Below are 22,571 nucleotides of genomic sequence, written 5' to 3'. Positions count from 1 at the left end.
CACCGCCAGCATGCGCCCTGCACCGGTTATCCCGGTACCGCCTCTGCTGGCCCAACTTCGAACACATATTCACTTCCCAGTGACAACTGTTTTGTGGTAGACTGAAACCACAATTCAATAGAGGGAGGTGAAAACCGGATCGATAGGCGAATCAAACCGCTTCTCGAATCGCTGGAGGCCCAGGGCTGGCACATCAAAGCATCCAAGAAAGGATGGATGTGCTACCCGCCCGACAAGGCCAAGCCCGCAGTCGCGATACACAAAACCCCGTCCGACGGGCGCTGGTATCAGAACTGCGTAGCAAGACTCAGAAAGAGCGGCTACATCCAGTAAGCGGTCGAACGAGGTTGTGGGGAGCTAAAACTTGGTGGTAGAAGCTCCCCACAATCTACCGAACCTCCCTCACGAAATTCAATCGAATAGAGATACGACGGAGGAAGCACGACCATGCATACCTGGCACGCATCACTGACATTCACGAGCGCAAAGTTCAGTGATGATGCCGCCTTTGACCTCATTGGAGAACTCGCACCCAACGGAGCTTCGATGAGCATCGCACCTGACGATGCGGGCGGAACCATCACGTTCACGGTGGAAGCCCCCACTGTCCTTGACGCAGTTGATACTGCAGCTAATCTCTTGGTCGACCGTGCATCTGGCACCATTGGCGCGATTGACCTCGCAGGAGTCGAGATACTGTCCGAAGACGCAATGAACGAGCTCGTGACAGACCCCACCTACCCTGAGGTCGTCAGTTTCGCGGAGATTGCGGACATGGGTGGTTTCTCGCGCCAGCGCGCGCGGCAGCTCGCCGAGAGCGGCGCGTTCCCGCACGCGGTCATCACGACCGCGCAGGGACCGCTCTACTCGAAGCACGCTATCGAGCGCTACCTGGAAACCCGGACCACCAAGCCGGGACGCCCCGCCAAGGCGAACGCATAACCCACAACCTCAACCGCTTACGAGGTAGAAACCCTCAGCCACTCACTGGCTGGGGGTTTCGTCATTTCTAGACTCCCCCGTGCCGCGCCACACTTACTCAACGTCGATAACCAGGGCGTCCGAGCACGGGGAACACTTCACCAGGAGGTCATCGTGGATTGCAAGCACTGCAACCGGCCGATCAGCGGTGACCCGTGGCCAGTGCACCAGGCGGGGAACTATCGCGGTAAGAGCCGTTGCGACCCCGAGGACTCGGGCCTGCCATACGGGTACAACGCGGGCCGCGAGGGTGAGTCCTGCGAGCCTCCTTGCCTTGGAGCGCCTCGTGAGCGCTGAGACGAAAGCCGCCCTCGATGCTGCGATCGCTGCGCACCTCGCTGACGAGGTCGACGGGGCGATCGTCACCGGCTACGTCGGCATGGTGCAGTACGCGACCGCGGAAATGATGGGCGAGGATCTGACCGGCTATCAGCGCATCACGGCCGAGGGTCAGGGCTTCACGACGTCGCTCGGCCTATCCCGGTATCTCGCGCTCCGCTTCGATGCCGCAGCGACCTGCGACGACGAGGAGTAGTCATGCACGAGTGCCCCGAGGGCTGTGGCCGCACCTATCAGTCGATCCGTGCCGCGATGCTCTGCCAATGCGACCAGTACGACACGAACGGGTACCCGAAGCCAGTCCCAAGCTACGACATCTAGGAGTCAACCCACCGCTCAGGAAGCCCACAAGGGCGAACCGCCTACGATCCGGGTTACGACCACCTCGATCGACGAACGCATCCTGAAGCCCGAAACTGACCAGGAGATGTTCGCCACTGCATCGAAGCGAGCGCTCGCCGACGCCCTAGACAACGGGTACGCCTCTGTGTCGTTCGAGTCCGTGTCCGAGTTCGTGCGCTTCGACGCAGAGCAGAGGGAGATCCACACCCTTGGCGGGAGCGTCACACAACGGGTCCGCAACGAGCGCCTCATATTCGAGTACGTGTGGCTGTTCACCGCATGGGATCCGATCGAGGACGCCCCGGATCAGGATGGATCCGAAGAGCTATGATACGGCGCATGGGTTTCACATTTACGGATGAGTTCCGATCGGCGCTCGCAGATCTGGGTAAGAACGCGATTGAACTCCTCAGGAACGCATGGCTACCACTGATTGGGTCCAGCCTCATCCTCGGAAGCATGCTCGCCTACACCTTCAACTAGAGCCCGCAGCTTCGGGAGGAGCGCCCCGATGGCAACCCCGAAGCATAACGCGAACGGTCACCGGCGACGCGAACTAACGAAGCGCGTCCTGGCCTCGCTCATCGCCTGCACCGCTACCTCCAAGGACGGGGGCCTGGTCTTCGCGTAACCCGGGCGGGTAGAAAGACCCAGGGGGTAGGTCGAAGCCAGGGCGGGGGAGTAACAACACGCCCCGGGCGTGCCCGATAGCAGGGCAGGGGCGAACAGCAGGGCAGGGGGTCACATAGTGGTTACCTCCCGCACCGGCACAGCCAAGTGGAAGAACCTCCGCAAACGCGCCCTCCACAATGCCCAAGCAGCAGGACTCACACGCTGCCCATGCCGAGATGTCACATGCAAGAGCCACCGAGGCCGAACATGCAACGTCCCACTCGACTACACCACAGGCCAACGACCCAACAGTGCAGTCCCAGACCACATCAAACACCACGCGCTCGGCGGACAAGACACCATCGAGAACATCCAAGTCATCTGCAACAGGTGCAACGCCCACGACGGTGCACGACTCGGCAACGCAATCATGCGAGGCAAACGACCACAAACCGTCCAAAGCATCACATTCTGATCGATATGCGACCGCTTCGATAAGCAATCACGCGCCGATCAAGTTATCCACAGGGGCCACGCAATCTCTGCCCCCAGGGGGTACCCCCCTCGGGCCGCCGTCCCCGGCGCACCCGCGGCAATGCGATCTCTCTCCCCGAATGTTTCCACCAAGGAGGTGGTGGTCGTGTCTGCGAAGTTGCGTGCTGTCACTGAGGCTGATCGTCGCCCGGTGGAGTCGGTGTTTGATGCGGTGGAGTTTGGTTCTCGGCTGGATGAGCTGTTGCAGATGCGCCGGGTGGTTGCTCGTGCGATTGATACGACGGCTTCGGCTCGGGATCTTGCGGCGTTGACGAAGCGGCTGACTGAGATCTCGAAGGAGATCGATGCGGTGCGTCGGGAGGTTGAGGAGGTGTCGGCTGGTGGTGAAGTCAGCACGGCCTTCGATGCCTCGGCTATCTGAGGTTGCTCGGCATCTGGTTTACCCAGACACGATTGAGTCGTCTTTGTTTCCGCGGGTGCAGGCTCGTCTTGCTGAGTGCGGTGTTGGGTTTGACCCGTGGCAGCAGGGGTTTGGGACTGTTGGTCTTGGCTTGGACTGTAATGGCAAGTTCGCCTCCACGGTGGGTGGCGTGGTGGCGTCCATCCCGCGGCAGGTCGGTAAGACGTACACCATTGGTCATCTCATGGTTGGCCTCTGTCTCGAGCTTCCTGGCTTGAGAGTTATTTGGACTTCTCACCACCTTGCTACGACGGGGAATACGTTTCAGACGATGCAGGGCATTGCTCGGCGTCCGAAGATCGCGAAGCATGTCGCTGAGATTCGTCTTGCGAATGGTGAGCAGAGGATCGTTTTCAAGAACGGTTCCGTCATCATGTTCGGCGCTCGGTCGCATGGGTTCGGTCTAGGTATGGATGCGATTGATGTTGTCGTGTTCGATGAGGCTCAGCGACTGTCGTTGCGGTCTCTGGAGGACATGGTGCCGACGACGAATCAGGCTCGCAATCCTCATGGCGCTCTCTTGTTCTTCATTGGCACTCCTCCGCGGCCGCTCGATGATGGTGATTCTTTCGCGGCTAAGAGGCGTCAGGCGTTGGCCGGCAAGTCGAACCAGATGACGTACGTTGAGTTCTCGGCTGACCCTGATGCGAAGACGGACGATCGGAAGCAGTGGGCGAAGATGAACCCTTCGTTCCCGTACCGAACTCCGGTCGAGTCGATGTTACGAATGCGGGAGAATATGCCCGATGAGGATGCTTGGCGTCGTGAGGCTATGGGCATCTGGGACTCGGATGGATTCGCGAAAGCGATACCCGTTTCATCTTGGAATGCTCTGGTGTCGAACGTCATGCCTGAAGGCCGCGCGGTTTACGGCGTGAAGTTCACCGCTGATGGGTCTGGTGTCGCGCTCGCGAAGGCGGTGCGCCCGGATATTGGGCCGGTGTTTGTTCGCCCGCTTGAACAGCGCAACCTTGGTGAGGGATACCAGTGGCTCGTGGATCAGCTTGCGGAGCTCGCGGCCGATGCCGCTCAGATCGTCGTGGATGGCAAGTCGGGGGTTGGCTACCTTGTGAATGCTCTTCGCGATACTGGCGTGAAGAATAAGCGTCTGATTCTGCTGCCGACGCTCGATCAGGTTATCGCGGCGCATTCGATGTTTGAGCAGGCGGTGTTGTCGGGAGAGCTGTCACACCCCGGCATTGAGAAGTTTGACCAACAGGTTTTGTCCGCGACTAAGCGGAAGATCGGGAACAACGGTGGCTTCGGTTGGGAAGCTCCGGAGGGTGAGACGGTCGTGTCTTTGGATGCGGCGACGCTCGCTTTCTGGGGTGCTCGTACGACGAAGCGTCGGCCGGGGCGAGGGGTAAGGGTGAGCGCATGATGATTTCCACGCCTATCTCCTCAGCGGGATCTCTGGGGCTGTCCGATGATGAGGTGGCGATGATTGGGGAGATGCGTGAGCAGTGGGCTTCGCATGTTCCTGGCAACGCTCGCCGACAGCTGACCTACGACCAGAAGGACTTGTTCAAGGATCTGAAGATATCGACGCCACCGCAGCTCCGAGATTTGGAGGCGGTGCTCGGCTGGGGGGCGAAGACGGTTGATGTTGTTTCGGATCGCATTTCCTTCGAGCGGTTCGTGTCGCCCGGCGTTGAGGAGAACCCGTATGGGCTTGACGACTTGGTTGCGGAGAATGATTTCCGGGTGGAGTTCTCGCAGGCGGTCACGTCGGCGCTGACGCACTCGTGCTCGTTCGGCACCGTCTCGCAGGGCTTTGATGGGGAGCCGGCTACTTTGTGGCAGATTCGCTCGGCGTTGCAAGCTACTGGGTTGTGGGATCGTCGCCGCCGCGGCTTGAAGGCTGCGATGACGGTCGAGGCTGACAACAAGGGCATCGTTGAGCGCGTGTTCGTGTATTTCCGCGACAAGTCGGTCGATATCACACTCCTCCCGAATGGCCAGATGAAGGCCAATATCGTTCCGAACTTGACCGGGCGTATCCCGGTTGAGGTGTTCCGGGTGAAGCCAGATCTGCGTCGCCCGTTCGGGCGGTCTCGAATCACTCCGGCTGTGGAGTATTTCATTGCTGGTGGTGTGCGCACGATGGTGCGTTCTGAGATCGGCGCTGAGTTCTTCGCAGCACCTCAGCGGTACGGCATCGGCTTGGACGAAGAGTCGTTCGACATGGACAAGTGGAGTGCGATCACGGGCCGTTTTCTTGCCGTCTCGCGTGATGAGGAGGGAGAGCTTCCGCATCTGGGTCAGTTCTCGCAGCATTCGATGCAGCCGCATGTCGATCATCTTCGGATGTGGGCGGCGCAGTTGTCGGGTGAGTCGTCGATCCCGATGAATGAGCTCGGGTTTGTGTCGGACAACCCGTCGTCTGATCCGGCGATTCAGTCGCAACGCGATCCTCTCCGCTTGATCGCTGAGAAAGCGATTGGCGGTTTCCAGTCGGCACTCCGCAATATGGCGGCGACGTCGGTGATGGTGCGCGATGGTCTGCGCGATGTTCCTGACGATCTGAAACGTGTTTCGGCGTGGTTCGCTCCGGCGTTCCGGATGGCTGATTCTGCGGCTGCTGATGCTGCGCTGAAGCAGGCTCAGGTGGTGCCGTGGATTACGGAGTCGCCGGTGTTCCTCGAGAAGTTGAACTATTCGTCGCAGGAGATCGACCGGCTTTTGTCGGATAAGAAGCGGTCGGAGGCTGGGACGCGACTTGAGCGGATGGCTGCTGCTGCGCGGGAGGTAACGAATGGCGACGGTAGCGGATCTGAGGCTGGCTACAGCGGAGAACCTGCGGTGGGCGCAACGCGACCTGACTGAGTTCTTCGGAGCTTATGCGGGGGCTGACCCGATCGAGTTGCGGGACGCGCTGTTGGAGTTCTACCCGGATTTCGTGCAGGTGTATGGGGAGCAGGGTGCGGAGCTTGCCGCCGAGTTCTATGACGAGGCTCGTGCGGCGGCTCTGGCATCCGGCCAGTACCGCGCTTCCCTCGCCCCTCCTGTTCCGCAAGAGCAGGCCGTTGGCGTAGCGAAGTGGGCGATCGGTCCCGCATTCGAGGACAACTGGGATTCGGCGCTACAGCAGCTTGTGGGCGCGTCGACACGGCTCATTCAGCAGCAGGGCCGCGACACGATGCGCTGGAACGTGGACCGCGACCCGACCGCTGTGGGCTGGCGGCGTGAGACGCGGGCTGGTTCGTGCCAGTTCTGCCGCATGCTCGCGGATCGCGGCGGGGTGTACTCGAAGAAGTCAGCGTATTTCGCGGCGCACGATAACTGCCGCTGCGTCGTAGCCCCCTCATGGGATCAAAGTGCACGCCGGTCCCGAGTGCCCGACTTCAAAACGTCCGAGCGCACTTCTCGGATGAAGCCGGCGCAGCGTGAAGCGGCGAAACGGCAAGTGAAGCAGTGGCTCGCTGACAACGCAGACAAGCTCACCTAATCAGATTCAAGACTTCCCGCCTGGCGCGGGTTCAAGCCTCCACAAACGTGGGGGCGTTTTTCATGCCCTGGCGGCATCGAGAGATTCCCTGGAGGAACGATGAGTGAAGAGGCTGTGCAGCAAGAAGCTGCGGCGGTCATTGACCCGGTCGAGGTCGAGCCTGCGGAGGGCAAGACGTTCGATGAGGCGTATGTGAAGAAGCTTCGCGAGGAAGCTGCGAGCTACCGCGTGAAGCTGAAGGAGATCGAGGACCGCGACAAGTCTGAGGCCGAGAAGGTCGCCGAGCGTCTTGCGGAACTCGAGCAGGAGAACGCGAGATTCAAGCGCGAGTCGGAGCGCGCCGGGTGGATTCGAGACGCCGCGAAACAGACCGGGTTGCCGGTCGACGCGATCGAAGTCCTTGGCGGAGACGACGCCGAATCGGTTCTCGCTGCGGCGCAGCGCATCAAGTCACTTATCCCCGAGCAGGGGACCGTCATCCCGGCGGGTGTGGAGCGTGAGGCTCTGCCCTTGAACGGTGACGGCATCGAGGTCGCCCTACGAAAAGCGTTGGGCGCTTAACCACTTTTAACAGAAGGAGATAGCAATGGCTCAGACCGCTGCTACTAACACCAGCGAGTTCGCTGGTTTCCTGCGACCGGATCAGGCGCAGGCGTATTTCGATGAGGCGCGTAAGCGTTCCGTCGTTCAGCAGCTTGTCCGTCAGGTGCCGCTCGGCATCAACGGGCAGGAGATCCCCGTGACGACGTCGAAGCCGACCGCTGGGTGGGTTTCGGAGGGTGGACAGAAGCCGACCACGTCGGGCGAGAAGACGCTGAAGACGATCAAGCCTCACAAGCTCGCCGCGATCTCGGTCGTGTCGGCTGAGGTTGTGCGCGCGAACCCGGCGAACTACATCAACGATCTCCGTGAGGACATTGCTGAGGCGTTCGCGCTCGCGTTCGATGCTGCCGCACTGCATGGTACGTCGACGCCGTTCGGTAACGGCAACTACATTGACGCGACCACGAAGGCTGTCGAGCTCGGCACCGCGACCGTTGCGAACGGTGGCATCTTCGCTGACGTGAACGCGGGCCTCGCGCTCCTCGTGAACGACGGCAAGCGCCTCACCGGCACCGCCTTCGACAGCATCACCGAGCCGACGTTCAACGGTGCGGTGGACGCGAACGGCCGTCCCCTGTTCATCGACTCCCCCACGACCGACAATACGGCGACCGTGCGTGACGGCCGTCTGCTGGGTCGTCCGTCGTTCATCGGTGAGGGTGTCGCGAAGGGCACCACAGTCGGTTTCGGTGGCGACTGGACGAAGGCGATCTGGGGCGTTGTCGGTGGTATCACCTATGACGTGTCGACGCAGGCGTCGGTCACTCTCGACGGCCAGCTGGTGTCGCTGTGGGAGCACAACCTCGTCGCGATCCGCGCGGAGGCCGAGTACGGCTGGCTCGTACACGACACGGCAGCGTTCGTGAAGTACACCGAGGGCGCAGGCGCGTAATGCCGGCCCTCGTTTCACCGTCGGGAACGGTCGTCGAGGTCGAACAGGATCTCGCCGACCGTCTCACCGGTAAGGGCTGGTCCGTTCCGGGTAAGCCGGGACCGAAGCCCGATCCGGTGAAGCGCAAACCGGGTCGTCCGAAGAAGTCGTGACTGTGAGGGGCTGGGAGTGATCCTGGCCTCTCATCCCGCGAAGGGGGTGCCTATGGCTGACGTGTATGCGACTGCTGACGATCTGCGTGAGCTGTGGCCGGATATGCCGGTCGGTTCGGATGAGCATGCTGGCGTGCTGCTGGCGGCGGCGTCGGCGGTGATGCGGGCTGAGGCGCGTGACATTGCGGGCGTCGATTCGGAGCTGTTGAAGCTGATCGCTTGCGAGATGGTGAAGACGGCGATGAGGGCACCCGCCGAAAGTGACGGGCTTGCCTCCCTGAACTTGTCGGCGGGCCCGTTCTCGCAGCAGGCGTCGTTCCGTGCTGACCCTACGGACTTGTTTCTGACGAAGAAGCACCGCCGCTGGTTGGGGATTGGCCGGCAGCGGGCGTTCTCGATCGATCTTCTGAGGGGGCGTGATGAGGTTCCCTGAACCGTTCACGGTGCTCCATGAGGCACGCATGGATGGCCAAGAGGATTCGCAGGGCAATGTGACTTCGGGTTGGGCTGATCCAGTTGAGGTTCGCGTGTATGGCTGGGGTCCGCCGTCCCCTGATGCAGAGATCCGCCCGGAGATGTCGGGTGTGCGCCGGGATCTGGATGTGTATTGCCGGACCGGGTTTGCGGGGCCGCGGGACCGGGTGACGGTCGACGGGACGAGGTTTGAGGTTGTCGGGTACCCGGAGGACTTCAATCATGGCCCGTTCCGGTTCACGCCGGGGTATCGGATCTCGCTGCAACGGTGGGAGGGCTGATGGAGGCGTACGAGTTCATCGACGTTGAGTCGGCCCTAGTCCAGTACATCAAGTCTGTGGTTCGTGTGCCGGCGTCCACGATGGTGCCGCAGAACAAGCCACCCGAGCATGTGCTTGTGGCGCGCGTCGGCGGCACCTCCGATGAAGTGTCGGATAGCCCGATGGTGACGTTCATTGTGTCCGCTCCTGGCTGGGTCGCGGCGTATGACCTGGTGAAGCTCGTTCGTCGCCGTGTGATGTCCGTCATGCGGCTGGGCGAGTTGCCTGTCTACCGCCACATCGAGATCGGGGGGCCGTCGCGTGCGCCTGATCCTGACACGGGTGATCCGCGGTATCAGTTCACGGTCCAGTTCAAACTACGAGGTTCTACAGCCCCCGACTAGGGGGCTTTCTCATTTTAAGGAGGTGCGGTCGTGACGAAGGTTGTGGTCGCTAACCGTCTCGAACGGGACGGAAAGACGTACAAGGGTGGCGATGTCGTTGACGTGTCGCCCGCTGAAGCTCGGGATCTCCTGGGCCTTGGGAAGGTGCGCGAGCAGGGCACTGAGAAGGGTTCTGCTGCGCCGGTGAAGGAGGCCAAGAATGGCTAAGAATCGGGACAATGTTCGCGTATATGGCGATCTCGAGTCCGAGGTGTTCCTGGCACCGAAGGGGTCGACGCTGCCGACTACTCTGGTGGATCCTACGTCCCCGTTTGAGTCGATCGGGTGGCTGTCGGAGGACGGTATCTCGTTCGAGGTGTCGACTGACTCGGAGAAGTTCAAGGCGTGGCAGGGTGGCGCTACTCTGCGCGTGAAGATCACGTCCACTGAGAAGACGATCACCTTCCAGGCGCTTGAGGAGACTCCGGGCGTTACGGAGCTGTACTTCGATCATGGTGCGCCGACGGTGACGACTGGTGTCGCGAAGGTCGACCTTCCTGAAGGTATTGGGACGGTCGAGCGTGCAGCAGTGTTCAAGTTCGTTGATGGGAGTGTGACGAAGCTGCTGTGCTGCGAGCTCATCCAGATCACGGAGCGTGGCACTCTCTCGCACACCAACTCCGACATGACGATGTACGAGTTCACTGCCGAGATCGTGGGCGATTCGTACATTCTCACCAACGCGCCGGCGTACCTCGGCGAGTAACTGGCCGGGTGGGGCGCGTGGTGACTCCGCGCCCCACCCTTATCTCCCCAGAGTCACACCTGATCTTTGAAGAAATGGAGTCACCCATGACTGAAATTGTTGAGCCGTCGCGTGAGGAGCTTGAGGCTGAGCTTGCGGCGTTGCGTGCGCAGTCTACTCGGGACCGTTCCCCGGTGAAGCCGGCGGACCACAAGCCTGGCAAGAGCGACCTGGTGAAGGTCGAGTACAAGGGCGTCGAGTTCGAGGTGAAGGCGGGCGGCATGTCGTCGCTTCGCGTGCTGGATGCGTTGGAGCGCAACCAGTTCACGACTGCGCTGCGCTACCTGGTCGGAGATCAGTCATTCGACCGATTCCTCGTTGATGTGCCGGATGCTGACGCTGAGGATGCGGGCAAGCTCCTGGAGCTGATCGCGGAGAAGGCTGGCGCAAAAAACTCCTGATGCTCGCCATGTGGCTGCGGGAGTGCCCCGATAGGGTCGCTGCGGATCTGCGGCGATTCTTCGGGGTGCGCCTGAGCGACATGTATGCGGGCGTGGAAGATGTGCTCGAGGTCGCCCACATGGTGACGCATATGCCGCGCGGCGGGGCGATCTCAGAGTGGCTTGGTGGTTGGGGCGCGGTCACTGCCGAGGATGAGGCGTTGAGGCGCATCGAGTACGTGCTGATTGCCGTGAACTCGAAGAAGAAGCCGAAACCGCCGAAGCCGCCCGAGGGCGTGCGAGAGCAAGTCTCGAAGGCTAAGCACGCTGAGCGAATGGCGGAAAAGTATCGGAGGCATCGTGGCAAGTGATGTGCGTGTCAAGTTGAAGCTTGCCGGTTTGAATAAGTTGATGCGTTCACCTGAAGTGCAGCGGAAGGTGAATGAGGAAGCTGGCCGGGTGTCTGCGCGTGCTGGGTCTAAGTTCCAGGTGCATCCCGACCCGCACCGCTGGACTGCGCGAGCATTCGTGGAACCGAAGAAGGGCGAGCGGGTGTCTGATGCTGACCGACTCGCCCTCCTCCGCGCGCTCGGTGGTTAGTTAACTCTTTTTGCGCTTGCGGCCTCGCGCGTACCATTCCTGCGCGATTTGCTCGAAAATTACTGCATCTTCCATGCGGTTCAACTCGACTGCGCGATGATGGGCGCGCATCCAAACTTTGCCTCGGTCATATGCGGGCTGACCGATCACGGAACCTTTTCGGGGTGGGATGTCAGGCCATCCTGTGGGCGGTTTGGGCGGTAGCTCCCGGTCTACCGGGAGCCCTGCTTTTGCGCGCATCATGTCAAGCCAGATGGGAAGCCCTGCTTCTACCAGCTTTTCGCGATTAGTCGCAGCCTCGCGCGCTTCATCTAGTTCGTGCTGGGTGATGACGCGAAGAACAGGCTTGATCGTCGCGCCTGGTTGGGGCTTAACGTCCACCTCATCGATGACTGCTGTCGCAATGCGGTCGTTGCCCTCTACTTCGACCCACATTCCCGGAGCTGGTTGATCGGGGAGATCCCACGAGTATGTGTAGCCGTAGCCGCCGTGATTTGGCTTCTTGACCCATTTGAGGTCGCGGAAGTTCACGGTGACGTACCGGCGCTTTCCTATCCGTTTCATTCTTGACCACAGGCTCATGCCCGTGATTGTAGCCCGCCGTTGCGTGGGCGTTTTCGTGTTTTTGGGGGCGTTATGGCTGCTACTGGTGCTGAGATCGCAAACGCTTACGTGGCAATCACGGTTAAGGCTCCGGGGATCGCGAAGGACATTCAGAAGCAGCTTGGCGGCGTGGATGCGTCAGGCACTGGTTCACGGCTCGGGTCGAAGCTTGCGGACGGGATGAAGAAGTCCCTGAAGGTTGGCGCGGTTGGTGTTGCGTCGGTGCTTGGCACGGCACTCGTCAAGGGTTTCGGCCGCCTGAAGGCGATCGAGACCGCTGAGGCGAAGATGCGCGGCATCGGGTTCACCTCTAAAGAGGTTGCGGGCGCGATGGATAACGCGCTCGCCTCGGTGAAGGGCACCGCGTTTGGGCTGGGCGATGCCGCTACTACTGCGTCGCAACTGATGGCGGCGAACATTGCGCCGGGCGAGAAGCTTGAGAAGGTACTCAAGACTGTCGCGAACAATGCTGCGCTCGCTGGCACTGGTTTTGGTGAGATGGGTTCCATTTTCGCTAAAGCGGCAACGCAGGCGAACGGCGTCCAGAATGACGTGATCAGTCAGCTGGCCGACAAGGGTATCCCGATCTATAAGGCTCTTGGCGAGCAGATGGGTGTCACTGCTGGCGAGGTGTTCAAGCTTGCGTCTGAGGGCAAGGTTGACTTCGAGACGTTCGCTGCTGCTGCTGAGGCCGCCGCTGGTACTGCTGCTGCTGAGATGGGCGGCACTACTACTGGCGCGTTCGACAACATGATGGCCGCGCTGGGGCGTCTCGGCGCGAAGATCCTCGAGGACATCTTCCCGCTGATCGGCCCGTTGTTTCAGAACGTGACGTCGTGGCTCGATGAGGCGACAACGCACGTCGAGCCATTGGTCGACTGGCTTGGCAACCGTCTCCCCGCCGCTATTCAATCGGTTCGAGATTTCTTCTCAGGGCTCTTCTCCTGGGTGAACGCGAATAAGGACTGGCTCGTTCCGGTAGCAGTAGGCGTGGGCACGGTCGTTGCGGCCGTGAAGACTGCCCAGGTTGCCACCGGAATTTGGAAAGGCACGACCGCAGCATTCAAAGCCGTCCAAGCCGCCTACGTCGCATACACCTACGGGATGGCTGGCGCGACGTACACGTACGAAGGGGCGAGCAAGGCCGGGGCGATTGCCACCAAGGTGTTCAACGCAGCACTTCGGGCCAACCCGATTGGCATCATCGTGACAGCCGTGCTTGCGCTCGTGGCAGGGCTCGTCTACTTCTTCACGCAGACCGAGACTGGCAAGAAGGTATGGGCGGAGTTCACCCGATTCCTCGGTGAAGCGTGGGCGAACATCTCGGCCTTCTTCCAGTCTGTCTGGGAGAACGTCCTCAAACCGGTATTCGAGGCGATTGGTCAAGTATTTAGTTTCGTTTGGAACTCAATTCTCAAGCCTATTTTCGACAATATTGTGTCCGTCGTGACGTGGGTATTCCAGAATATTCTTACGCCAATGTTCCAGGCCGCGCAGGTCGGGTTCGCGATCATGGCGGGCATCCTGCAGGGTGTTTGGGACTTCATCCTGAAGCCGATCTTCGAAGCCCTCGCCGCGATCGTGTCGTGGGTATGGAACTCGATTGTGTCCCCCGTCGTGGACTGGATCAGTGAGAAGTGGCAGATCCTCGGGATCGCGACTCGCTTGATGTACGAGCAGTATGTGAAGCCGGTGTTCGATGCGATTGGCGTGATCCTGCGTTGGGTATGGAACTCGATCATTTCTCCGGTCGTGGACTGGATCCGGCAGAAGTGGACGCTGCTGAGCATTGCGACCAGGCTCATGTGGGAGCAGTACATCAAGCCCGCGTTCGATGCCATCGGGAATGCTCTGCGGTGGGTGTGGACGACGATTATCTCACCGGTGGTCGATTGGATCCGGGAGAGGTGGAACCTGCTGGGTCTTGCGACGAGGTTGATGTACGAGCAGTACATCAAGCCGGCGTGGGATGCCGTTGCCGGCGTGATTCGCACTGTGTGGGACAAGGTGAAGTCCGTCATCGACACGATGGTGCGGGTTGTGAAGTCGGATCCGAAGAAGGCGTTTGAGGCTGCTCGGGATGCGATCGGTACTGCGTGGAAGGGTATCCAGGATCTCGCGAAGAAGCCGGTGAAGTTCGTTGTGAACACCGTGATCAACGGTCTGATTGACACGATCAACAAGATCCCTGGTGTGAACCTTTCGAAGGTGAGCCTTCCGAAGGGCTTCTCTGACGGCGGCTACACCGGTGCACTGCCTGCTACTGCGGTGGCTGGTGTGGTGCATGGTGACGAGCATGTGATTCGGGCGGCGTCGCGTCGCTCGATTGAGTCTCGGCATCCGGGCTTGTTGGATCACATGAACCGGTACGGCACGGTGCCCGGCTATAAGAAGGGCGGTTGGGTGACGCCGCTTCCGAAGGGGAGCTACAGCGTTTCGCAGCCGTTCCATTCGGGCCACAACGGTATTGACCTGGCGGCCCCGACTGGGACGCCGATCATGGCTGCCGCGGACGGTACGGTCACTCATGCTGGGTGGCATACCGGTGGTGGTGGCAACCAGGTGAACATGCTGCATCCGGGCGGGATCGTGACGTGGTACGCGCACATGTCTCGCGTGCTCGCTCGTGTCGGTCAGCAGGTGTCTCAGGGCACTCAGATCGGCAAGGTCGGCTCCACGGGCAATTCGACGGGGCCGCACCTGCACTACATGATCATGCCGGGCGGCTGGCCGCACTACATCAACCCTGCCCCGTACATGACGGGGCACACGTCCCCGAAGGGCGCTCTGGACGACGAAATCGGTGGCCTGGTCGGCTGGGCGATGAACAAGTTCAAGGAATCCTTCCCAGGATCCGACATGTGGGTGGACGCAGCCGGCGGCCTGCTGAAGCAGGGCGTGGAATCAGCGGTGCAGTGGGCAATGTCGAAGGTCGGCCTCGACGACGGAGTTGGTACGGCGACGCTGTACGACTCTGGCGGCTGGCTGCCGACTGGGCTGTCCCTCGTGGAGAACCGTACGAGGCGACCGGAACCGATCCTAACTGGCTCGCAGTGGGATGACATTCGCCGCGATGCGGATCAGGGTGCCCGTTCGGGCCCGTTGGTCGCTCATCTCTATGACAAGGACGACGTGCTGATCGGCACGATCGACGGCCGTATCGAGGACGCGTTGGAGCCGATGGATGCGACGGGGTTGCGTCGTGATCTCGGAGTGAGAGGGTAAAGATGGCGATTCAGTGGGGACCGTACTCGGGTAACTACCGTATCGGGATCGATGTCGCGATCTCTGGGACCACGGCGACGGTCACCGTGCATGGGCAGAACGCCCCGAACACGTCGCATGGCTGGTCCTCGACGCTTTCCCGTAGTGGTGGCTGGTCGGGGTCGTCTGGCGTGAGCGTCAACACGGGGCTCGCGGTCACGACGACGCTGCTGTACGCGACGAACATCACCTTCACCGGCACCCGCGTGTTCTCCGCGTCGCTGCCGATCCCGTTCTGGGGTGGCACGGCAGTGGTGTCCCGGCAGGTGACGATCTCCTCCGGATCAACGCCGCGGCCGTCCGCCCCGTCTGGTCTCACGGTCACCCGGAACTCGGACACGTCGCACACGCTGAACTGGACGCGTAACTCGACGTACACGTCGGTCATCGTGTACCGGGGCGTCGGCGACGGGAAGTTCTCGGTTGTCGGGCGCCCGACTGGGAACGCGTGGACTTTCACGGACACCACGACGAAGCCGAACGCGCGGTACTTCTATCGGGTCGCTGGTGTGAACGCGGGCGGCACGTCGGGGTATTCGAATCTCGTCGGCCCGATCTATACGACACCGGCTCCTCCCACGAACGTGACCGCGTCTCGTGAGGGGACCGACATTGTCGTGTCCGCCGTCGCGGGGGCACCGTATATCGGGTTCGGTTCCTACGATGTGATGGACGGCGACACGATCGTCGCCACCAGCGTGCAGTTGCCGTGGACGCATGTGGGGCCCTCGACGACGGTGCCGCACACGTACCGGGTGAGGTCGAAGATCGGTTCCCTCACGGGGGCATGGTCGGAGCCGTCGAACACGGTTCAGTTCATCGCGCCCCCGAATGCTCCGTCTGGGCTGGCCCCGAACGGTGCCGCGTCGGCGTCGCCGGTCGCCCTGTCCTGGGTGCACAACCCTGTCGACGGGGCGCAGCAGACGGCGTACGAGCTGCAGCGTCGCCGTGTCGGTACCACGTCTTGGGAGACGGTCTATGAGACCGGCAGCGGCGTGCCGTTCCCGGTCGACTCATACGAGTGGCGGGTCCGCACGAAGGGCTTGCACCCGGATTGGTCGCCGTGGTCCGCGGTCGCAACGGTCGAGGTCATCACTCGCCCGGGCGTCGCGGTCACTTCCCCGGAAGGGTCGTGGGATCGTCCCGAACTGCCGGTGGAGTGGTCCTGGTATCAGGAGCAGGGCCGCCCGCAGTCGGCGTGGCGTGTCGAGCTCCTCGACGACACCGGCGCGATCCTCGAAACCCGCTCCGGATCGGGGGCCGCTACGTCGGTGACGCTGCGCACCCGCCTCGCCGATGAGGCCGTCTACACGGTGCGGGCTCGCGCAGCGACTGGCGACGTCTGGTCCGACTGGGCCGAACAGGCCGTCGAGGTGGCGTTCATCCCGCCCGCGGTACCGTCCGTGATCGCGGGCTGGGATGAATCGCTGGGTGCTGCCTCGATTGCTGTCGATGATGGTCGTGGCCCCGACCGGGCAGACGTGACGCAGCACTTCACGAACCCTCGTTTTGTTGGCGATGGCACGTGGGCCGAGTTGCGGCGGAACTTCATCCCCACGCCGATCGTTTCGGCGAGCTTCGCTGGATGGGAGTTCCCGTCCTCCCCCGCTCCGGGGCAGACCCCGTTGCCGGACGGGCGGCGACTCAGCGTCGCCGTGGCCGGGTCCTACTACTCGGTCGCCACCCAGAGAACGCCAGCTAGTACGGGGCAGGTGTGGTCGGCCCAGCTTGGAGTGCGCAACGACTCCAGCAGGACGATCACGATCCGTGCTGACATGGACCCCAGGAACAGTGGCGGTTCCGGTATCGGTGTGACTCAGGGGGCCCCTGTGACCCTCGCTCCGGGTGCTACCGGCACCCTGTCGGTGCAGGGCGTGACGATGCCCGCGAACACGGCATCTCTTCGAGTGTCGGTCATGGTCGTCAGCGGAGTGATCGGGGACGCCTTTACCTTGCTGGATGACGAGCTGATCGTGGAGCGGTCTCCTGTGGGTGGGGCTGCGTTCACCGGAAGCGCGAAACCCGCGGACCTTGTTCAGCCGGAGGACTACCGCGTTCGATGGCTCGGACCTGTGAATGCATCCGAAGCGGTGCTGGAGATCGAGCGCGTGCGCGGATTGGTGGGCACCCGGTGCGTCGCTGGAGTTTCCCGTCGGGGCGAGAAGCCCGCGGTGAGGCTTATCCCGACGGGCGGCGCCTCGGCCGAGACGTGTTATGCAGCGTTCACCGTATCGCCGTCTGTCCGGGGCGGTGGTACATGGATAGGAACTGTGGTCTCCGATTCAGCGGGGCCGTCTACGGCCCCTATCCGTCGCGCCTTGAGGGCAGCCAATCCGGCTCAGATCACGGAGAATGCGCCGGCGGGTGTCCCGACCGAGCGCCGTCTTCGTTACTCCGCCCTCTCGAGCGAGTACATCGTGCAGATATACGGAGACGGTGCGATTCTCGGATCCACCGATACCTGGTGGACGGATCTCGGCCTGTTCGCTGGCGTCTACGACGGGCCCGCGTTTTCGGGGTCTTCAGGGCGTGTCGACGTAGCAGGGTCGGTCATGCAGACCGCATGGGACGGCGAGCCGGACGCCTCGACATCGACGGCGACCATGGTGCCCGCGACCAATCATCTGAGTATCGAGCGATCGGTCGACGGTGAGGTGTGGGAGCTCGTCGCTGAGGGTCTTGCGCCGGAGAGCGCGGTGCAGGACTGGGAGTGCCTGTCTCATGGGGTCACGCAGTACCGGGTGACGGCGTACACCGACATCGGTGCGTCGGAATCGGTGGTGCAGCAGGTCCTCGCGGAGTCGTGGGCGATCTGGATCTCAGGCGGGGGGTCATTCTCCGAAGTGGCCCGCCTCCCGTACGATCCCGGCGTTTCCATCTCGGCCGGTAGGGATCGGACGACGCATCAGTTCGAAGGCAGGCCGCTTCCGGTCGCCTACGCCAGCGAACACCTGTCCCGCACCGTGCAGGCGTCGGGCACCCTGCTAGACGATGACGAACTGGTCGCGACCCGTGACCAGCTCATCATCGTGGATCAGGATCCGTGGCCGGTGCACCTGTACCGGGATCCGACCGGGGTCCGCATTTACGGGTCTCTGTCGCCGGTGCAGATCGCACGCGAAGCGGATGGGGTGTGGGCGTGGTCCCTGTCCCTGCAGGAAACCGACCACTAACAGAGGGGGTGGCGTATGGCTGATCTCACAGGACCGCGCCGCCCCTCCTGGCGGGTCGATCTCCTCGACCGCGACTACGCCCCCCTGGGGGAGATTGATGGGGTGACCGGCGGCAGTATCGAGCTGGTCGCCCTGTCCCGTCTCGGAGCTTCTGGGTCGCTCACGATCCTCGACCGAGGGCAGGACATTGACTGGATGAGTCACCGGGTTCGTCTCACCTACGACCCCGGCATCCCAGGGATTGAGGCGTGGCCGGTGGCGACGATGCTCTTCACCTCCCCGACCACCCGCACCCGATCCGGGGTTCGGAGTTTCGACGCGAAACTGTTGTCTCCGCTCGCGGTAGTGGATGAGGACACCACCGAAGCTACATACTCCCTTCCGGCCGGGACCCCGATCATTCCGACCGTGGTCGCCCTGATCCAGTCGACCGGGGAGACCCGAATCGCCGCCACGGAGTCAGAGGCGGTACTCCGGTCACCGATGGTGTGGGAGGCCGGCACCCCGAAACTCACGATCATCAACGAGCTGCTCGAGTCGGCCGGGTACTGGTCGCTGTGGTGCGACGGCTCCGGCCAGCACCGCGTCGAACCCTACGTCCCACCCGCCGACCGGGAACCCGCCTACACCTTCCAGGCGGGGGCGGTGTCGATCCACTCCCCCGACTGGTCCAGAGAACAGGACCACGCCGCCGTCCCGAACCGATTCATCGTCATTGGTGAAGGCTCCGACGAAGAACCCGCGATCGTCGGCGTCGCGACGAACGAGAACCCGGATTCCCCGTACTCGTTTCAGGCTCGGGGACGGTGGATCACCGAGACCGAGGAAGGGGCCGAAGTCGCCGACCAGGTGGCGGCGGATCTCCTCGCGCAGCGCCGACTCCTTGATCGCATGTCGCCGGTCGCGAAGCTCTCCGTGTCGCACTCAGTCATGCCGCTCGACCCGAACGACGTCGTGACGTTCCAGCCGCGCGGGCATTCCACGCGCGCCACGGTGCAGCGCATGAGCTTCCAGCTCAGCTACGACAGTCTGTGCCAGGCGGAGTGGAGGGAGGCACAGTGATCGACTGGACCGAACTCAAGGGCATGATCGCCTCGCTCGCGACGAAGATCGCAGGCAAGCCGGATCTTCGGTGGGCGGTCGTGCTCTCCGCGGATCCCCTCACGATCCGCCTCGACGCTGACACGGAACCCATCGTCGGCACCCCTTCAACGCTTGTTGCGGGTCTCCGCACCGGGGATCGGGTATGGGTCGCGGTGCAGAACCGGCGCGTCACGATCCTGGGTAGAGCACGCGGCGCGCCTCCGCCTCGGTCGGGGACGCTCACCGTCCCGACCGGGACGCTCGGGCAGGTCGGGACGACCGGGGTCTACGCGAGCACGATCACGACCACCGTGCCCGCGGTAGCCCCGCCCGGGCATGTCCTCATGGTCGACGCCCTCGAAACGGGAAGCGGCTACGGTGCCATATCGATGTCTTCTACGACACCGGGCCTCACCAGCACGACCGTGAGGTTGCGATTCACGCAGCCGGGCAGCAACAGCGCGCAGAGCGTTCGCCTGTTGTGGCGCATCATCCCGACCACGGATTAGGAGTCACCATGACCTCGTATATCGTGCAGGCGCGGCTTGCGGAGGACCGCGAGCTCATCGCCCGGATCACGGCGTGCGCCGCCGGCGAAGACGTCGCACGTCCCGCCGAGTGGGTGCAGGACCACGTCTGGCAATTCGCGGTCCAGCCGGGCTGGTGCTGCACCGTCACCGACGCGGGCGGCGCGAGCTCGGCGATCACCGACGAGATGATCCACACCGCGGTCCTCACCCTGCTCGCCCGGGAGAACCCCGAGCCAACGCCCGAACCAGAGCCAGAGGAACCCGCCTCCGAGCCCGAGGAGCCACCCTCCGGAACTCCGCCCGAGGATCCCCTACCGGATCCCGAACCCGATCCGAGCCCCGCCGAGTAGCGGGGCCTTTCGCATGAAAGGAGACCCAATGGGCTTCTCAGCACTCGCCTCTCGCGCTGTCGCAAACCACGGCAAGTACAGCCCGAGGCAGGGCACAGCCGTCCGATACCTGATCGTGCACCACTGGGCTGGCACGAGCGGCGGAGACGCTCGCCTCGTGAACCCGTCCGAGGCGGTCAGCGCGAACTACATCCTCTATTCGGACGGCTCTCTCGTCGGTCAGGTTCCCGAGGAGTACCGGCCGTGGACGTCGGGGTCGTGGGACGCTGACGCTCCCGCCGTCACGGTCGAGACGCAGAACAGTGGCAACGGCGGCGACTGGCCGGTGTCTGACGCCGCGCTCGAGCGGCTCGCGCAGCTCGCTGCGGACCTCTGCCGCCGCTACGGATGGGGATCACTCGATCGCAGCCGCGTGCGCGGTCACCGGGAGTTCTACGCGACCGCATGCCCGGGCCCCTACCTGTGGGCGCGTCTCGACTACATCGTCCAGCGAGGAAACCACATCCTCGCCGGAAGCCCAACTACCAACACCCAGGAGGATGACATGACCCCCGAACAGGCCAAGCAGCTCAAGGCCGTCTACGACGCCACCTTCACCACCTCCGAGACGTCGCGCGGCACGATCCGAGGAATCCTCGGGATGCTCAAGATCCTCTACGACGTCAGCTTCAAGACCAGCAAGACCAGCGCCGGCACACCGGGCGGTCTCCTCCCCTCGATGAAGGTCATGCTCGACCGCCAGGACGAGATCCTCGCGCGGCTCGACAAGCTCGAGAAGTAAGGGAGCACCCTGATGACTGAGAGTCTCACCCCGAATGTCGTGGTCCAGAACCCCACCGTGCGCCGCGTTGCGAACGTCGCTCTCGGCGTCGCCGGCGTTGTCCTCTCGAGCGCGGTCGTTCTCGACGGCTCGATTCCCGAGGTCGACTGGTCCGCGTGGACTAACCCCGGGTTCGCGCTGTACGGCTTCCTCGCGGGCATCTTCGGACTCGCGGTCACCGCACCGAACGTGCCCTCGGCTCGCGGCCGGTACGCCGCCGAGTGACCCCGTGCCCTGACCGCACGAGAGAGGGGTCATAATGGAGGCACTTCCGGGAATCTGGTCTCTCACCCCGATCGGTGCGCTGCTCGGAGCCGTCGTCACTTTGTACTGGCTTCTCGGCTCCGGGCGGCTCATCCCACGGTCCTCGCACGAGCGGGAGCTCGCGCAGGCCGTGAAGCGTGGGGACGAGTGGAAGGAGACCGCACTGGACCAGCGCACCGTGAACGCGGAGATTCGTCGCCAGAACACGATGCTGCTGGAAGCCGGCCGCACGGGGGCGAAGTTCTTCGCGGACGTCGCACCGAGCATTGAAGACACGGAGGATCATCGTGTGGGGCCGTAAGCGTCGCCCCGTGGAGGTGCCGGACGACACGGGTGAAGCGCAGGTGATCCGGCAGGAAGCTCAGAACGAGATGTACGAACTGAACTTGCAGGCGGGCGAGGTGGACTCCATCATGCGGAAGCTTGTGCGCCGTCGCGAACAGAACCATTTCGGACGCGATCTGTCCGTGACGTTCCGGCCGAGAGGAGCACGCTGATGACAGACGCCTTGTTCCTCATCGGGGATATCATCATGCTCACCGCCCTGGCCGGGGCGGCCGTGTTCGCGGCCTCCTATGTGGCGTTCTTCAACTGGCGGTCCACGTCCGCCGGTAGGTCGCTCCTGTACTTCGTGCTCGCGCTGATCGCGTGGGCGTCGCAGTCGGTCCTCGCACGCCTCAACCCCGACTACATGGGGCGGGAGTGGGTGCGCATCGTCGTGTACGTGTTCATCGCGGCCACCGTGTGGCGTCTTGTCGCTACGTTGTGGCGGTCCTGGGGCCGCCCGTTCGAAGTGACTCCGCGGAAGCCGCGACCCCCGAGCGCATCCCGCATGCCGAAGTAGTTCCCGACTATATTCCCGTCTGCGCTGACGCCCGCCCTCACTACGTACCCCGGTATGCCGCAGAGTAAACCTCAATGACATCGCGCCCCCTCATCCAGCCTTCGGGCCGGGTGAGGGGGCGCTTTCTGCGTGTCTACGGCCGTACCGGATCCCGCCATCGCGGCACGAGGGCGATCCCGCACACGCAGCCCCACCATCCGCCGACGGCGCAGCTTGTCCCACGGCTCGGCATCGCCCTCGTGTCGCGATCCCAGAGGCGAGCGGCGAAACCTTCTGCTAGTTCTTCCTCGCTGGGGAGTCGTGACGCACACTCAGTGAAGCCGTCCGAGAATCCGGCCATCATTAGGTCGGCGTCGTACCGGTCGCGCACCTTCGAATGCTGGTACTCCACGAGCGCCTGACGTCGCGCCGCCT

At 62.8% G+C, this 22,571-nt stretch carries 27 protein-coding genes; 26 read left to right on the top strand and 1 reads right to left on the bottom strand.

The annotated features are described in order from the left end of the window. The first annotated feature begins 447 nt into the window (after positions 1 to 447). The 16 genes from JD276_RS14120 (at position 448) to JD276_RS14045 (ending at position 10,997) form a co-directional block, all read left to right on the top strand. Positions 448 to 942, top strand: coding sequence for a hypothetical protein (locus JD276_RS14120; RefSeq protein WP_200116312.1), 495 nt, complete (start codon positions 448 to 450; stop codon positions 940 to 942). Positions 943 to 1,267: 325 nt separating this feature from the next. After that, positions 1,268 to 1,516, top strand: coding sequence for a hypothetical protein (locus tag JD276_RS14115; RefSeq protein ID WP_200116311.1), 249 nt, complete (start codon positions 1,268 to 1,270; stop codon positions 1,514 to 1,516). A gap of 231 nt (positions 1,517 to 1,747) precedes the next feature. After that, entirely contained in the window at positions 1,748 to 1,993 is a 246-nt protein-coding gene (locus JD276_RS14110; RefSeq protein WP_200116310.1) for a hypothetical protein, read from the top strand. Between the two features lie 369 nt (positions 1,994 to 2,362). After that, complete coding sequence (locus JD276_RS16410) at positions 2,363 to 2,749, top strand: HNH endonuclease (RefSeq protein WP_372432872.1); 387 nt, start codon at positions 2,363 to 2,365, stop codon at positions 2,747 to 2,749. Between the two features lie 165 nt (positions 2,750 to 2,914). After that, positions 2,915 to 3,190: a hypothetical protein gene (locus tag JD276_RS14100; protein WP_200116308.1), complete on the top strand. Its 276-nt coding sequence runs from the start codon at positions 2,915 to 2,917 to the stop codon at positions 3,188 to 3,190. Beyond that, complete coding sequence (locus JD276_RS14095; protein WP_200116307.1) at positions 3,150 to 4,610, top strand: terminase large subunit domain-containing protein; 1,461 nt, start codon at positions 3,150 to 3,152, stop codon at positions 4,608 to 4,610. Before JD276_RS14100 ends, JD276_RS14095 begins: the two co-directional genes overlap by 41 nt. Then, the gene (locus tag JD276_RS14090; RefSeq protein WP_200116306.1) at positions 4,607 to 6,055 is read left to right on the top strand and encodes a phage portal protein; all 1,449 of its coding nucleotides are present in this window, start codon (positions 4,607 to 4,609) and stop codon (positions 6,053 to 6,055) included. The genes JD276_RS14095 and JD276_RS14090 overlap by 4 nt, the downstream gene beginning before the upstream one ends. Continuing rightward, complete coding sequence (locus tag JD276_RS14085; RefSeq protein WP_200116305.1) at positions 5,985 to 6,677, top strand: VG15 protein; 693 nt, start codon at positions 5,985 to 5,987, stop codon at positions 6,675 to 6,677. Before JD276_RS14090 ends, JD276_RS14085 begins: the two co-directional genes overlap by 71 nt. 99 nt (positions 6,678 to 6,776) lie before the next feature. After that, the gene (locus JD276_RS14080; protein WP_200116304.1) at positions 6,777 to 7,238 is read left to right on the top strand and encodes a capsid assembly scaffolding protein Gp46 family protein; all 462 of its coding nucleotides are present in this window, start codon (positions 6,777 to 6,779) and stop codon (positions 7,236 to 7,238) included. Between the two features lie 25 nt (positions 7,239 to 7,263). Continuing rightward, on the top strand, positions 7,264 to 8,172 hold the full coding sequence (locus JD276_RS14075) for a phage major capsid protein (RefSeq protein ID WP_200116303.1): 909 nt from the start codon (positions 7,264 to 7,266) through the stop codon (positions 8,170 to 8,172). A 204-nt stretch (positions 8,173 to 8,376) separates the two neighbouring features. Beyond that, complete coding sequence (locus JD276_RS14070) at positions 8,377 to 8,757, top strand: hypothetical protein (protein ID WP_200116302.1); 381 nt, start codon at positions 8,377 to 8,379, stop codon at positions 8,755 to 8,757. Positions 8,758 to 9,078: 321 nt separating this feature from the next. Further along, positions 9,079 to 9,462: a hypothetical protein gene (locus tag JD276_RS14065; RefSeq protein ID WP_200116301.1), complete on the top strand. Its 384-nt coding sequence runs from the start codon at positions 9,079 to 9,081 to the stop codon at positions 9,460 to 9,462. 30 nt (positions 9,463 to 9,492) lie between these two features. Next, positions 9,493 to 9,669 carry a hypothetical protein gene (locus JD276_RS14060; RefSeq protein WP_200116300.1) on the top strand — a complete coding sequence of 59 codons (177 nt, stop codon included), beginning with the start codon at positions 9,493 to 9,495 and terminating at the stop codon, positions 9,667 to 9,669. Beyond that, complete coding sequence (locus JD276_RS14055) at positions 9,662 to 10,207, top strand: phage tail tube protein (protein WP_200116299.1); 546 nt, start codon at positions 9,662 to 9,664, stop codon at positions 10,205 to 10,207. The genes JD276_RS14060 and JD276_RS14055 overlap by 8 nt, the downstream gene beginning before the upstream one ends. 86 nt (positions 10,208 to 10,293) lie before the next feature. Continuing rightward, positions 10,294 to 10,647, top strand: coding sequence for a hypothetical protein (locus tag JD276_RS14050; protein ID WP_200116298.1), 354 nt, complete (start codon positions 10,294 to 10,296; stop codon positions 10,645 to 10,647). Further along, entirely contained in the window at positions 10,647 to 10,997 is a 351-nt protein-coding gene (locus tag JD276_RS14045) for a hypothetical protein (protein WP_200116297.1), read from the top strand. The genes JD276_RS14050 and JD276_RS14045 overlap by 1 nt, the downstream gene beginning before the upstream one ends. Before the next feature lie 229 nt (positions 10,998 to 11,226). On the opposite strand, the gene JD276_RS14040 is transcribed toward JD276_RS14045, so the two are convergent. Next, complete coding sequence (locus JD276_RS14040) at positions 11,227 to 11,808, bottom strand: hypothetical protein (RefSeq protein WP_200116296.1); 582 nt, start codon at positions 11,806 to 11,808, stop codon at positions 11,227 to 11,229. A 90-nt stretch (positions 11,809 to 11,898) separates the two neighbouring features. Here JD276_RS14040 and JD276_RS14035 point away from each other — a divergent pair, with 90 nt between their 5' ends. Genes JD276_RS14035 through JD276_RS13990 form a run of 10 tightly spaced genes read left to right on the top strand, consistent with a single transcriptional unit; the run spans position 11,899 to position 22,157 of the window. Next, complete coding sequence (locus JD276_RS14035) at positions 11,899 to 15,054, top strand: peptidoglycan DD-metalloendopeptidase family protein (RefSeq protein WP_200116295.1); 3,156 nt, start codon at positions 11,899 to 11,901, stop codon at positions 15,052 to 15,054. Between the two features lie 2 nt (positions 15,055 to 15,056). Next, positions 15,057 to 18,266 carry a fibronectin type III domain-containing protein gene (locus tag JD276_RS14030; RefSeq protein WP_200116294.1) on the top strand — a complete coding sequence of 1,070 codons (3,210 nt, stop codon included), beginning with the start codon at positions 15,057 to 15,059 and terminating at the stop codon, positions 18,264 to 18,266. A 15-nt stretch (positions 18,267 to 18,281) separates the two neighbouring features. Further along, positions 18,282 to 19,328: a hypothetical protein gene (locus JD276_RS14025; RefSeq protein ID WP_200116293.1), complete on the top strand. Its 1,047-nt coding sequence runs from the start codon at positions 18,282 to 18,284 to the stop codon at positions 19,326 to 19,328. Next, complete coding sequence (locus tag JD276_RS14020) at positions 19,325 to 19,858, top strand: hypothetical protein (protein WP_200116292.1); 534 nt, start codon at positions 19,325 to 19,327, stop codon at positions 19,856 to 19,858. Before JD276_RS14025 ends, JD276_RS14020 begins: the two co-directional genes overlap by 4 nt. Positions 19,859 to 19,866: 8 nt before the next feature. After that, on the top strand, positions 19,867 to 20,229 hold the full coding sequence (locus JD276_RS14015) for a hypothetical protein (protein WP_200116291.1): 363 nt from the start codon (positions 19,867 to 19,869) through the stop codon (positions 20,227 to 20,229). Between the two features lie 28 nt (positions 20,230 to 20,257). After that, positions 20,258 to 21,010, top strand: a complete 753-nt coding sequence (locus tag JD276_RS14010) for a peptidoglycan recognition protein family protein (RefSeq protein ID WP_200116290.1) — start codon at positions 20,258 to 20,260, stop codon at positions 21,008 to 21,010. A gap of 12 nt (positions 21,011 to 21,022) precedes the next feature. Continuing rightward, the gene (locus JD276_RS14005; RefSeq protein WP_200116289.1) at positions 21,023 to 21,274 is read left to right on the top strand and encodes a hypothetical protein; all 252 of its coding nucleotides are present in this window, start codon (positions 21,023 to 21,025) and stop codon (positions 21,272 to 21,274) included. A 34-nt stretch (positions 21,275 to 21,308) separates the two neighbouring features. Beyond that, positions 21,309 to 21,614: a hypothetical protein gene (locus JD276_RS14000; RefSeq protein WP_200116288.1), complete on the top strand. Its 306-nt coding sequence runs from the start codon at positions 21,309 to 21,311 to the stop codon at positions 21,612 to 21,614. 10 nt (positions 21,615 to 21,624) lie between these two features. Next, a complete protein-coding gene (locus tag JD276_RS13995; RefSeq protein ID WP_200116287.1) occupies positions 21,625 to 21,810 on the top strand; it encodes a DUF7620 family protein in 186 nt (61 codons plus the stop codon). Continuing rightward, positions 21,810 to 22,157, top strand: a complete 348-nt coding sequence (locus tag JD276_RS13990) for a putative phage holin (RefSeq protein ID WP_200116286.1) — start codon at positions 21,810 to 21,812, stop codon at positions 22,155 to 22,157. Before JD276_RS13995 ends, JD276_RS13990 begins: the two co-directional genes overlap by 1 nt. Positions 22,158 to 22,571: the final 414 nt, after the last annotated feature.

Origin of the sequence: Leucobacter chromiisoli (genome assembly GCF_016522505.1) — a bacterium.
Classification (GTDB): Bacteria; Actinomycetota; Actinomycetes; order Actinomycetales; family Microbacteriaceae; genus Leucobacter; species Leucobacter chromiisoli.
This window is presented reverse-complemented; position numbering and strand designations above follow the sequence as displayed.